This is a genomic window from Streptomyces sp. SID4985 (assembly GCF_009863025.1).
Classification (GTDB): Bacteria; Actinomycetota; Actinomycetes; order Streptomycetales; family Streptomycetaceae; genus Streptomyces.
On record NZ_WWIR01000510.1, the window covers coordinates 1 to 11,026 of the forward strand.

At 72.7% G+C, this 11,026-nt stretch carries 11 protein-coding genes, 1 pseudogene and 1 riboswitch; of the genes and pseudogenes, 6 read left to right on the top strand and 6 right to left on the bottom strand.

Translation table 11 applies throughout. From position 1 onward, the window contains the following. Window positions 1-133 (top strand): annotated as a pseudogene (locus GTW40_RS22270) (D-alanyl-D-alanine carboxypeptidase); the annotation flags it as partial. Here the strand turns inward: GTW40_RS22270 and GTW40_RS22275 are convergent. Next, window positions 81-1,007 (bottom strand): YihY/virulence factor BrkB family protein, encoded by a 927-nt coding sequence (locus GTW40_RS22275; protein ID WP_161181959.1) that lies wholly within the window; start codon window positions 1,005-1,007, stop codon window positions 81-83. The pseudogene GTW40_RS22270 and the gene GTW40_RS22275 sit on opposite strands and share 53 nt — an antisense overlap. Before the next feature lie 158 nt (window positions 1,008-1,165). On the opposite strand from GTW40_RS22275, the gene GTW40_RS22280 reads away from it, so the two are divergent. Next, window positions 1,166-1,921, top strand: a complete 756-nt coding sequence (locus GTW40_RS22280; protein ID WP_161181960.1) for a decaprenylphospho-beta-D-erythro-pentofuranosid-2-ulose 2-reductase — start codon at window positions 1,166-1,168, stop codon at window positions 1,919-1,921. A gap of 36 nt (window positions 1,922-1,957) precedes the next feature. Here the strand turns inward: GTW40_RS22280 and GTW40_RS22285 are convergent, their stop codons facing one another. Then, window positions 1,958-2,539 carry a 2'-5' RNA ligase family protein gene (locus GTW40_RS22285; RefSeq protein WP_161181961.1) on the bottom strand — a complete coding sequence of 194 codons (582 nt, stop codon included), beginning with the start codon at window positions 2,537-2,539 and terminating at the stop codon, window positions 1,958-1,960. A 204-nt stretch (window positions 2,540-2,743) separates the two neighbouring features. Continuing rightward, window positions 2,744-3,757 carry a tryptophan--tRNA ligase gene (trpS, locus tag GTW40_RS22290; protein WP_161181962.1) on the bottom strand — a complete coding sequence of 338 codons (1,014 nt, stop codon included), beginning with the start codon at window positions 3,755-3,757 and terminating at the stop codon, window positions 2,744-2,746. Window positions 3,758-3,930: 173 nt separating this feature from the next. On the opposite strand from trpS, the gene GTW40_RS22295 reads away from it, so the two are divergent. From GTW40_RS22295 to GTW40_RS22305, 3 genes are all read left to right on the top strand, one after another. Next, complete coding sequence (locus GTW40_RS22295) at window positions 3,931-4,491, top strand: sigma-70 family RNA polymerase sigma factor (RefSeq protein ID WP_161181963.1); 561 nt, start codon at window positions 3,931-3,933, stop codon at window positions 4,489-4,491. A 31-nt stretch (window positions 4,492-4,522) separates the two neighbouring features. Next, window positions 4,523-5,485, top strand: coding sequence for a hypothetical protein (locus GTW40_RS22300; RefSeq protein WP_161181964.1), 963 nt, complete (start codon window positions 4,523-4,525; stop codon window positions 5,483-5,485). A 293-nt stretch (window positions 5,486-5,778) separates the two neighbouring features. After that, the gene (locus GTW40_RS22305; RefSeq protein ID WP_343245761.1) at window positions 5,779-6,354 is read left to right on the top strand and encodes a hypothetical protein; all 576 of its coding nucleotides are present in this window, start codon (window positions 5,779-5,781) and stop codon (window positions 6,352-6,354) included. Between the two features lie 51 nt (window positions 6,355-6,405). On the opposite strand, the gene GTW40_RS22310 is transcribed toward GTW40_RS22305, so the two are convergent. The 3 genes from GTW40_RS22310 to GTW40_RS22320 form a co-directional block, all read right to left on the bottom strand. Next, on the bottom strand, window positions 6,406-7,863 hold the full coding sequence (locus tag GTW40_RS22310) for a glycine hydroxymethyltransferase (protein WP_161181965.1): 1,458 nt from the start codon (window positions 7,861-7,863) through the stop codon (window positions 6,406-6,408). A gap of 40 nt (window positions 7,864-7,903) precedes the next feature. Continuing rightward, window positions 7,904-7,992, bottom strand: a riboswitch (ZMP/ZTP riboswitch). A 317-nt stretch (window positions 7,993-8,309) separates the two neighbouring features. Next, on the bottom strand, window positions 8,310-9,497 hold the full coding sequence (locus GTW40_RS22315) for a glutathionylspermidine synthase family protein (protein WP_161181966.1): 1,188 nt from the start codon (window positions 9,495-9,497) through the stop codon (window positions 8,310-8,312). A 20-nt stretch (window positions 9,498-9,517) separates the two neighbouring features. Then, window positions 9,518-9,919 carry a hypothetical protein gene (locus GTW40_RS22320; protein ID WP_161181967.1) on the bottom strand — a complete coding sequence of 134 codons (402 nt, stop codon included), beginning with the start codon at window positions 9,917-9,919 and terminating at the stop codon, window positions 9,518-9,520. A 131-nt stretch (window positions 9,920-10,050) separates the two neighbouring features. Here GTW40_RS22320 and GTW40_RS22325 point away from each other — a divergent pair, with 131 nt between their 5' ends. Then, window positions 10,051-10,920, top strand: coding sequence for a DMT family transporter (locus tag GTW40_RS22325; RefSeq protein ID WP_161181969.1), 870 nt, complete (start codon window positions 10,051-10,053; stop codon window positions 10,918-10,920). The last annotated feature ends 106 nt before the right edge of the window (window positions 10,921-11,026 follow it).

The window sequence follows — 11,026 nt, forward strand, 5'->3', positions numbered from 1 at the left end:
CGGCGGCCACCGGGGCGCCGGGACCGCCGCCGCCCTCGCGGGCGGACTGCTCGTGCTGCTCGCGGGCGCGGCCTTCCTGGTCAACCGCCGCTGGCCGCTGCCCGACCTGCTGCACCGCCGGAACCGTCCGTGACCTCGCCGGACGCCTCCGCGTCGCCCTCCGCGCCGTTCGTCGCCGTCCAGGCGGCGCTGTAGAGCAGCAGCTTGCAGGTGAAGTTGATCCACAGCAACAGGGCGACGGGGACGCCGAAGGCGCCGTAGACGCTCTTCGCGGCGACGCCCTGGATGTAGCCGCTGAGCAGCAGCTTGAGCAGTTCGAAGCCGACCGCGCCGAGCAGGGCCGCCACCAGCAGGCGGTGGCGCGGCGGTTCGACGCCGGGGAGCAGCGTGAGGGCGTAGAGCAGGACCAGGAAGTCGGCGAGCACGGCGACGGCGAAGGCGGCCGCCCGCAGCAGGGCGGTGCCCCAGCTGTGCTCGTCCAGGCCGATCTCGTGCGCGACCCGGCCGATGGCGGCCGAGGCGAGGGTGGAGGCGGCGAGGGTGAGCAGCAGGGCGCCGCCGAGCCCGACCAGCACCCCGGCGTCCTTGATCTTGGCGACGACCGGATTGACGCCCCGGTCGGGCAACTCCCAGACCGCGCGCAGACAGTCCCGGATCTGGCCGACCCAGCCGATGCCGGTGAACAGCAGCACGGCACCGGCGATGACGCCGACCGTCCCGGCGTTGTGCACCAGACCACCCAGATCCAGCTTGTCCGCCAGCCCCGGGAACTGGGCCGCGATCTGCTTCTCGACCGTCTTCTGCCGGGACGGACTGAGCGTCGCGGCGGTGATCGCGGCGGCGACGGTCAGCAGCGGGAACAGCGCGACGAAGCTGACGAACGTCATCGCGGCGGCCAGCCAGGTCCAGTTCACCCGGTCCAGACGCGCGTACGACCGCCACGCGTGCGTGGTCATCACCCAGGTGACGACCGGCCCGATGCCGGGGAGCTTTTTCAGCCAGTCCATGATCCGTCTCTGCCCTCGTCGCGGGAACTCCATGTGCCCGTACCCCGATCCACGGGTACGGCACCGCACTTGTACCGCGTCTCATTAATCACCCATTGCGGGGAGCCCGGCGACGCCTTGCGGTGAATCACCCATATGCGGGCGATACGGTCACGGGCATGTCTGCTGTCTCCGGACCTCCCCGGTCCCTGCTCGTCCTCGGCGGCACCTCGGAGATCGCGCTGGCGACCGCACGCCGCCTGGTCGCCCGCCGCACCCGCACGGTCTGGCTGGCCGGGCGCCCTTCCGCCGCGCTCGACCGCGCGGCCGCGAGCCTGCGCGACCTCGGCGCCGACGTGCGTACGGTCGCCTTCGACGCCCTGGACCCCGAGTCCCACGAGACGGTGCTCGGCAAGGTGTTCGCGGAGGGCGAGGTGGATCTCGTCCTGCTCGCCTTCGGGCTGCCCGGCGACCAGGCGCGCGACGAGTGCGACCCGATGCGCGCCGTCCGCCTCGCCCAGACCAACTACACCGGCGCGGTCTCCTCCGGGCTGGTCGCCGCCCGCGCGCTCCAGGACCAGGGCCACGGCGCGCTGGTGGTCCTCTCCGCCACGGCCGGGGAACGCGCCCGCCGCACCGACTTCATCTACGGCTCCAGCAAGGCCGGTCTGGACACCTTCGCGCAGGGGCTCGGCGACGCGCTGTACGGCACGGGCGTCCAGGTGATGGTCGTACGGCCCGGGTTCGTACGGACCGCGAAGACGGCCGGGCTCGGCCCGGTGCCGTTCTCCACCACCCCCGAGGCGGTCGCGGCGGCCGTCGAACTCGGGCTGCGCCGGGGCTCGGAGACGGTGTGGGTGCCGGGGACGCTGCGACCGGTCATGGCGGCGCTGCGGCACACCCCGCGGGCACTGTTCCGCCGACTGCCGCTGTAGGCGCGGGAGTTTCCGGAGCCTCCGGAGCCGCAGGAGCTAGCGGCTGGCGATCGTGCCGCGTTCGGCCGGGGGGCCCGCCTGCGGCGGTACGACCGGCGCGCCGAACTGGTAGTCGCGCAGCCTGCCCCACACCCCGTCGGGGCCCTGCTCGTAGAGCGCGAACCCGGCGCAGGACCACTCGGCCTCGAACCCGGCCAGCTCCTCGAACGCCCGGTCCATGGCGGCCTCTTCGATGCCGTGCGCCACGGTGACGTGCGGGTGGTACGGGAACTGCAGCTCGCGCGGGACCGGTCCGGAGGCGTCCCGCACCCGCTGCTGGAGCTCCGCGCACTCCTCGGCGCCGCGCACCACGCGCACGTAGACGACGGGCGACAGGGGCCGGAAGGTGCCGGTGCCGGACAGGCGCATCGGGAACGGGCGTCCGGCGGCGGCGACGGCGGCGAGATGGGCGTCCACGGCCGTCAGGTCCGCCGCGTCGACCTCGGTCGGCGGCAGCAGGGTGACATGGGTCGGGATGCCATGGGCGGCGGGGTCACCGAAGCCCGCGCGCCGCTCCTGGAGCAGGCTGCCGTGAGGCTCCGGGACCGCGATCGACACGCCGATCGTTACGGTCCCCACGTCGTCTCCCGTCGTCACGTGTTGTCCGGCCGGCCACCTGCGCCCCGGCCACCGGCTATCGACTGTACGGCCACGGCCGTCCCCCGGGCAGGCGCAACGGACGTGATGTACGGCGCTTCTCCCCTGGGACACGCGTGCGGTCGTACGCCCCGGGCGACTTCGGCACCCGGGGCCCCGCTCAGTGCGCGTCTCCGCCGTGCGCGCTCAGTGCTTGGCGGGCAGGAAGCCCACCCGGTCGTACGCCTGCGCCAGCGTCTCGGCGGCGATCGCGCGCGCCTTCTCCGCGCCCTTGGCGAGGACCGCGTCCAGCGTCTCGGTGTCGTCCAGGTACTGCTGGGTGCGCTCGCGGAACGGCGTCACGAACTCGACCATGATCTCGGCGAGGTCGGTCTTGAGGGCGCCGTACATCTTGCCCTCGTACGCGCGCTCCAGGTCGGCGATGGACGTGCCGGTCAGCGTCGACTGGATGGTGAGCAGGTTGGAGACGCCGGGCTTGTTCTCCGGGTCGAAGCGGATCACCGTGTCGGTGTCCGTGACCGCGCTCTTGACCTTCTTGGCCGTCGCCTTCGGCTCGTCGAGCAGGTTGACGAGACCCTTCGGCGTGGACGCCGACTTGCTCATCTTGACGCTCGGGTCCTGGAGGTCGTAGATCTTCGCCGTCTCCTTGAGGATGTACGGCTTCGGGATCTCGAAGGTCTGGCCGAAGCGGGTGTTGAAGCGCTCGGCGAGGTCGCGGGTCAGCTCGATGTGCTGGCGCTGGTCCTCGCCGACCGGGACCTCGTTGGCCTGGTAGAGCAGGATGTCCGCGACCTGGAGGATCGGGTACGTGAAGAGGCCGACGCTCGCTCGGTCGGCGCCCTGCTTGGCGGCCTTGTCCTTGAACTGGGTCATGCGGCTCGCCTCGCCGAAGCCGGTGAGGCAGTTCATGACCCAGGCGAGCTGCGCGTGCTCGGGCACGTGGCTCTGCACGAACAGGGTGCAGCGGTCGGGGTCCAGACCGGCGGCCAGGAGCTGGGCGGCGGCCAGGCGGGTGTTGTCCCGCAGCTCCTTCGGGTCCTGCGGAACCGTGATCGCGTGCAGGTCGACGACCATGTAGAAGGCGTCGTGGGTCTCCTGGAGGGCCACCCACTGGCGCACGGCGCCGAGGTAGTTGCCGAGGTGGAACGAGCCGGCGGTGGGCTGGATGCCGGAGAGCACGCGGGGTCGGTCAGTCGCCATGCCCCCCATTCTCTCAGGTGTCGGGGACCGGTCCGTCTCCCAGGTGTCGGGGACCGGTCCGGAACCGGCCGAAACCGGAACCGGCCGGAAGCGGATGGGAACCGATCCCGCTCTCGCGGTGTACCAAGAACGTGAGAACGCGGGAGGGGGGCCGCATCGCCGATGAGGCCGCGGTGATCGCACGCGTACGCGCCGGAGAGCCGGAGGCGTATGCGGAGCTGGTGCGGGCCCATACGGGCATCGCGCTCCGGGCGGCCAGAGCGCTCGGAGCGGGTGCGGACGCGGAGGACGTGGTGCAGCAGGCCTTCGTGAAGGCGTACTGCACCGTGGGCCGCTTCCGGGAGGGTGCGGCCTTCAAGCCCTGGCTGCTCGCCATCGTCGCCAATGAGGCACGGAACACCGTGCGGACGGCGGCACGGCAGCGCACGCTCGCGGGCCGGGAGGCCGCGTTCGCGGAGGCGGAGCCGCTGATACCCGAGTCGGCGGACCCCGCCGTCGCGACCCTGGAGACCGAGCGCCGCGCGGCACTCCTCTCCGCCCTTGAACAGCTGAGCGAGGAGCATCGCCTGGTCGTCACCTACCGCTATCTACTGGAGATGAACGAGTCCGAGACCGCCGAAGCCCTGGGCTGGCCCCGGGGCACGGTCAAGTCCCGCCTGACCCGCGCCCTGCGGAAACTGGGGCGCCTGCTGCCGGATCTTCAGCCCGGGGAAGGGGGTGCCGGGAGTGCGTGAGGACGAGGCGGACAGGTCTCCGGGTCCGGACATGTCTCCGGGTCCGGGTCCGCGCGAGGGCGCGGGCGGCCGGTGGCCCTGGGGGCGGCGCGGCCGTGAGCGGGAGTCCGGGCTGCCGGAGGAGCTGCGGGGACTGGGACGGTCCCTGGACACACCCGGGGGCACGGAGGGGGCCGGGTCCGCCGGGGCGGACGGCGCCTGGGGGTCGGGCGCGGCAGCCGGTGCCGAGTCGATGGTCGAGCGGGTGCTGGAGCGGATACTCGCCGAGCAGTTGCCGGTCCCGGTGGCCGAGCCGCCGAGCACGCGGGAGCGGCTGTGCGCGGTCCGGCGCTGGATCCGGCTGCGCCGACGCTCGCTGGCCGCGATACTGTGCGGTCTGCTGACGGTGGCCGTGGCCACACCCCCGGCGCGGGCGGCCCTGCTCGACTGGTTCGGCTTCGGCGGCGTCGAGGTGCGGTACGACCCGTCGGCGGTGCCCTCCCCCGGCACCGAGGTCCCCGGCTGTGGCCGCTCCTCGGTCACGTTGGGGCAGGCAGCCCGTCGGGCCGGGTTCGAGCCGCTGGTGCCGGACGCGCTGGGGGCGCCGGACGCGGTGACGGTGAGCGGTGAGCCGCGCGGGCGTTTCCTGGTGACCCTGTGCTGGCGCGAGCAGGGCCGGACCGTCCGCCTCGACGAGTTCCCCGCCTGGCTGGACGTCGGCTTCACCAAGACCGTGCGCGAACCACCGGAGTGGGTGCCGCTGAACGGCACCACGGCGGAGGGGAACGGCACCGTGCCCGACCCGGCCCTGTGGTTCCCCCGCCCGCACCAGCTCAGCTTCTGGCTGCTCGGCGACCACGGCGAGCGGTACAGCCATACGGTGCGCACGGCCGGACCGACGCTGCTGTGGACGCACGCGTCGCCCGGCGGGGAGGTCACACTCCGGCTGGAGGGGGTGCCGTCGAAGTCGCGGGCCGTGGAGATCGCGAGGTCGCTGGAGAACGGGGCGCCGTAGGTCTTGGGGAGGGCTCCCTGCGCTCCGGGTCTCGGAGCTTCGGGGGTCTCGGGATGGCTTGGCGAAGCCGTCGAAAACGGTCCGGGCCGGATGGGAACCCCGTCGTGTCGAGCGGTGTACCAGAAGTGACACGCGGCTCATGGACGGGCCGCACGGGACACGGCTTGGGGGACGGAATGCGGAACGGCACGGTTCGTGAACTGAGGGCTCTGGGCGGGTTGTTGGCGGCGACGGTCGGGCTGGTGCTGTGGGCCGCGTCCCCTGCGGCCGCCGGTGGGCCCACCAGTGTGCTGGTGGCTTCTCCGGAGAGTCAGCAGACCACATCGCTGTACAACTCCGACAAGGAGTACGAGACCTTGCTGCGGCTGCTCGGCCCGGAGAACAAGGGCGCACGCGAGCTGCCTCCCGAGGCAACCATGGACATGTCGTACGCCCGGCAGATCAATGTGACCTGGATGGCGCACGACATGGCGCCCTGGCGGATAGACCGGGTCTTCCCGGTCGACACCAAGCCAGGCACCGTCTGGATACACACGGCGAGGGACCTGCCCGAGTCGACCAACGGCTACTGGCATCGCGCGGAGCGGGGCGCCGAGCTGACCGCGCTGCTCAAGAAGCTGGGGGTGATGGGCACGCGCACCGGTGACGGTTACGCGGGGGTCTTCCCTGGGCCCTGGCAGTCGGAGTCGGCCACTCCCCGCCCGGCCGTCGCCCGCGCGTCGGGGTCATCCGCGCCCGATCGGCTGACGGACGGGATGTGGTGGGCGGCACCGGGACTGGTCCTGGGCGGTGCCGGTGGACTGCTGATACGCCGCGTGGCGGCCCGGCAGAGTGCCAGGCCGCCACGGGATGAGCTGGTCAACCTCTGAGGGGCGTGCCCAGCCGGACGAGGTCAGCCGGACGAGGTCAGCCGGACGAGGTCAGCCGAGGTCGATCTCGGGGTACAGCGGGAACGCCGCCACCAGGTCCGTCGCTCGCTTGGAGATCTCGTCCGACAGCTTCGGGTCCAGGATGTGCTGGGCCTTGGAGGGGGCGCCGGACTTGGTGGTGCCGGGCTGGGTGGTGGTGAGGACGCGGTCGATCAGGCCGGCCACCTCGTCCATCTCCGCCGTGCCGAGGCCGCGAGTGGTGAGGGCGGGGGTGCCGACGCGGATGCCGGAGGTGTACCAGGCGCCGTTGGGGTCGGCGGGGATGGCGTTGCGGTTGGTGACGATGCCGGACTCCAGCAGGGCGGCCTCGGCCTGGCGGCCGGTGAGGCCGTAGGAGGCGGCGACGTCGATCAGGTTGAGGTGGTTGTCGGTGCCGCCGGTGACCAGGGTGGCGCCGCGTCGCATCAGGCCCTCGGCGAGGGCGCGGGAGTTGTCCACGATCCGCTGGGCGTAGTCCTGGAAGGAGGGCTGGCGGGCCTCGGCGAGGGCGACGGCCTTGGCGGCCATCACGTGCGGGAGCGGGCCGCCGAGGACCATCGGGCAGCCCCGGTCGACCTGGTCCTTCAGGGAGTCGTCGCACAGGACCATGCCGCCGCGCGGGCCGCGCAGCGACTTGTGGGTGGTGGTCGTGACGATCTGGGCGTGCGGGACCGGGTCGAAGTCGCCGGTGAGGACCTTGCCCGCGACCAGGCCGGCGAAGTGGGCCATGTCGACCATGAGGGTGGCGCCGACCTCGTCCGCGATCTCGCGCATGATCCGGAAGTTCACCAGGCGCGGGTAGGCGGAGTAGCCCGCGACGAGGATCAGCGGCTTGAACTCGCGGGCCTGGGCACGCAGGGCCTCGTAGTCGATGAGGCCGGTGGCGGGGTCGGTGCCGTAAGAGCGCTGGTCGAACATCTTGCCGCTGATGTTCGGGCGGAAGCCGTGGGTCAGGTGGCCGCCCGCGTCCAGGGACATGCCGAGCATCCGCTGGTTGCCGAAGGCCTGACGCAGCTCGGCCCAGTCGGCCTCGCTGAGGTCGTTCATCTGGCGGACGCCCGCCTTCTCCAGGAAGGGGACCTCGACACGGTCGGCGAGGACGGCCCAGAAGGCGACGAGGTTGGCGTCGATGCCGGAGTGCGGCTGGACGTAGGCGTGCCGGGCGCCGAAGAGTTCGCGGGCGTGCTCGGCGGCGAGGGACTCGACGGTGTCGACGTTGCGGCAGCCCGCGTAGAAGCGGCGGCCGACGGTGCCCTCGGCGTACTTGTCGCTGAACCAGTTGCCCATCGCGAGGAGGGTGGCCGGGGAGGCGTAGTTCTCGGAGGCGATCAGCTTGAGCATGTCGCGCTGATCGTGGACCTCCTGGCCGATGGCATCGGCGACGCGGGGCTCCACGGCGCGGATGACGTCGAGGGCGGCGCGGAAGGCGGTGGACTCGGCGGAGCCGGACGGGGTGGCGTTCTCGGGCATGGGGACCTCCGGACAGGGCGCGTCTGTGTGTCGGCGTGTTCGGTTCGGCCCAGGCGCACGGCACTCGCTGTTCACGGGCCGCTCCCCGATGGTCCGTCCCATCCCAGCGCGCCAGTCACGGCCCACGGCCACCATACCGGCCGGGCCGGGGGGACGGCGGTCGGTCCGGGGGGCGGACGGGGCGGATGGCGGTCGGTCCGGGCGGGCGGACAAGGCTGCGGTGGCCGGTCCGGGGGGGGCGGACAAGGCGGGCGGTAGCCGGTCCCGGGGCGCACGGGGCGGACGGTGGCCGATCCCGGGGCGGACGGCAGCCGGTCCGGGTGGGCAGACGGGCTGCGGCCCCGGGGGCTGCGGGCGGGCAGCAGCCCCCGGGGGGCTGCGGATGAGCAGCGGCGCTCGGGGGCTGCGGATGAGCAGCGTCCCCCAGGACTAGAGGATCACGAGGGCTAGAGGATCACGTGCGGTACGAAGCGGGCGTAGGAGTCGGTGATCAGGCCGCTGGACTCGCGGATGCCGAGGCCGGCCGGTTCGCCGTCGACGACCCAGGCGCCGAGGACGACGTGGTTGCCGTCGAAGGCGGGGAGGGGGGCGAGGGCCTGGTAGCAGCAGAGGTCCTCGGGCTCCGGGGGCGCCGGGGAGCCGGGCGGGTGCAGGGTGACGCCGTCGCCCTCGCGGCCGAGCAGGGGCTTGGCGACGTAGCCGGTGGTGTCGGCCAGGTCGCGGGGGCCGTCCAGGTGAGCGGGGAGGAGGTTCGGGTGGTCCGGGTACAGCTCCCAGAGGATCGCGAGCAGCGCCTTGTTGCTGAGCAGCATCTTCCAGGCGGGTTCGATCCACAGGGTGCTGCCGGTGCCGCCGCCGTTGTCGAGGGTGTCGAGGACGTGGCCGCCGAAGGAGTCGGTGGTGAGCCACTCCCAGGGGTACAGCTTGAAGATCGCGCGGATGAACCTCAGCCGGTTGTCCACGAAGCGGCCGGAGAGGGTGTCCCAGCCGATCTCCTCCATGGTGAGCCAGTCGGTGTCGAGTCCGGCCTGCTCGGCGGTCTCCTTGAGGTAGGCGACCGTCATGAGGTCCTCGCCGAGTTCGTCGGCCGAGGAGTGCGCGAAGTGCAGCGGGACGCCGGGCGGGAGCAGCTTGGCCTGGGCGCGCCAGGCGTGGACCAGGCGCTCGTGCAGGGAGTTCCACTGGTCGGCGCCGGGGAAGCGGTCCTCCATCCAGAACCACTGCGCGGAGGCGGCCTCGACCAGGGAGGTCGGGGTGTCCGCGTTGTACTCCAGCAGCTTGGCCGGTCCGGTGCCGTCGTAGCGGAGGTCGAACCTGCCGTAAATGGAGGGGAGTTCGACGCGGCGGTGCCATGCCTCGGTGACCGCGCGGACCACGCGCGGGTCGGTGATGCCGAGTTCGGCGAGCCGGTCGTGCTCGACCAGGTGCCCGGCGGCGGCCAGGCACATGGCGTGCAGCTCGGCGACGGTCTCCTCCAGCGCCTCGACCTCGGGGAGGGAGAAGGAGTAGTACGCGCTCTCGTCCCAGTAGGGGCGCAGGGAGTCGTCGGGGTGGCGGGTGAGGGGATAGATCACGCCCTGCTGCTCGACGATCTGCTGCCAGTCGGGGCGGGGGGCGATGGTGTGGCGTTCCATGGTGGTCGGTTCCGGTCCGCTCAGCCGCCGGAGCTGCCGTGGCCGTCGCCGAAGCCGCCCCGGTGGACGCCGCTGTCGCCGTCGTCGTTGTTCGACGAGCCGCCACCGGTCCCGTTGCGCCAGGTGCGGGAGGTGCCCGAGGTGCTGGTGCTTCCGGAGCCCTCGCGGGGTGGGGTGAAGGAGCCGCCCTTGACCCAGGAGCCCTTCTTCTTGCCGCCGTAGTACCAGGAGCCGTTGACCTTGGTGGCGGTGGTGCAGTTCTTGTCCGCGACGACCTGGTAGCCCTTGACCAGGTTGTAGCTGCTGTGGTCGACGCAGCGCTTGTCCGGCTTGGACGAGCAGGCGGTCAGGGCGGCGGCGAGGAGGCCCATGCCGCCCAGAACGACTGTCGTGGAGCGGAGTTGGGACCGGGTGTTCGCCATGTTCTGTTCTCCCCCGTCGATGTGTACCCGTCGATGTCGTGTTCGACAGCCACCCTAGAGATCGGTGTGAGTTTCCGGCAGGGCGGCCCCACGTACTCCTGTTCCCCTACAGTCGCTTTGTGCTTTTTGGAATGGTGTGCGCGCTCGGCGCGGCGGTCTGCTTCGGTACGGCCACGGTGTTTCAGGCGGTGGCCGCGCGGGCGGCCGGAGGACAGGGCGGCGGGGAGGCGGCGCTGCTGCTGCGGGCGGTGCGGCAGTGGCGGTACGCGGCGGGCCTCGCGCTGGACGGGCTCGGCTTCGTGCTCCAGATCCTCGCGCTGCGCTCGGTGCCGATCTACGCGGTGGGCGCCGCGCTGGCCGCGAGCCTCGCGGTGACGGCGGTGGTCGCGGCCCGGCTGCTGCGGGTGCGGCTGAGCGGGGCGGAGTGGACGGCGGTCGGCGTGGTCTGCGCGGGGCTCGCGATGCTCGGCCTGGCCTCGGGCGCGGAGGGCGACCGCGACGGCCCGGCCTGGCTGCCGTACGTGCTGCTCGCGACGGCGGCGGGCGTCCTGCTGCTCGGCGCGGTCGGCGGCAGGCTCTCGGGGCGGCCGCGCGCGCTGCTCCTCGGCCTCGGCGCGGGGTTCGGCTTCGGGGTGGTGGAGGTCGCGGTACGCCTGGTGAACTCGCTGCGCCCGTACGCCCTGTTGACCGACCCGGCCCTCTACGCCCTCCTCCTCGGCGGGGGCGCCGCCTTCCTGCTGCTGACCTCGGCGCTGCAGCGCGGTTCGGTCACCACGGCGACGGCCGGAATGGTGCTCGGCGAGACCCTGGGCCCGGCGGCGGTGGGCGTGATCTGGCTGGGCGACCGTACGAGGGCGGGGCTCGGTCCGCTCGCGGTGCTGGGGTTCGCCGTGGCGGTGGCGGGGGCGCTGGCACTGGCCCGGTTCGGGGAGGCGCCGGAGCCGACGGGCGGCAGCTCGGCCGCCGCGCGGGAAGAGGCGGACGCCGAGCCCGTGGGCTGACTCACGCGGCCCGCTGTCCACCCGTCGCCGACCCGCTGCACCTCCTGCACGCCCTGCGCCCCCTGCACCTCCGGCACCCGGCACCCGGCACCCGGCACCCGGCACC

Bases quoted from the DNA above. Each gene is read 5' to 3' on its own strand.
- GTW40_RS22275 (WP_161181959.1), bottom strand. From the start codon at position 1,007: ATGGACTGGCTGAAAAAGCTCCCCGGCATCGGGCCGGTCGTCACCTGG.
- GTW40_RS22280 (WP_161181960.1), top strand. From the start codon at position 1,166: ATGTCTGCTGTCTCCGGACCTCCCCGGTCCCTGCTCGTCCTCGGCGGC.
- trpS (WP_161181962.1), bottom strand. From the start codon at position 3,757: ATGGCGACTGACCGACCCCGCGTGCTCTCCGGCATCCAGCCCACCGCC.
- GTW40_RS22300 (WP_161181964.1), top strand. From the start codon at position 4,523: ATGTCTCCGGGTCCGGGTCCGCGCGAGGGCGCGGGCGGCCGGTGGCCC.
- GTW40_RS22310 (WP_161181965.1), bottom strand. From the start codon at position 7,863: ATGCCCGAGAACGCCACCCCGTCCGGCTCCGCCGAGTCCACCGCCTTC.
- GTW40_RS22315 (WP_161181966.1), bottom strand. From the start codon at position 9,497: ATGGAACGCCACACCATCGCCCCCCGCCCCGACTGGCAGCAGATCGTC.
- GTW40_RS22320 (WP_161181967.1), bottom strand. From the start codon at position 9,919: ATGGCGAACACCCGGTCCCAACTCCGCTCCACGACAGTCGTTCTGGGC.
- GTW40_RS22325 (WP_161181969.1), top strand. From the start codon at position 10,051: ATGGTGTGCGCGCTCGGCGCGGCGGTCTGCTTCGGTACGGCCACGGTG.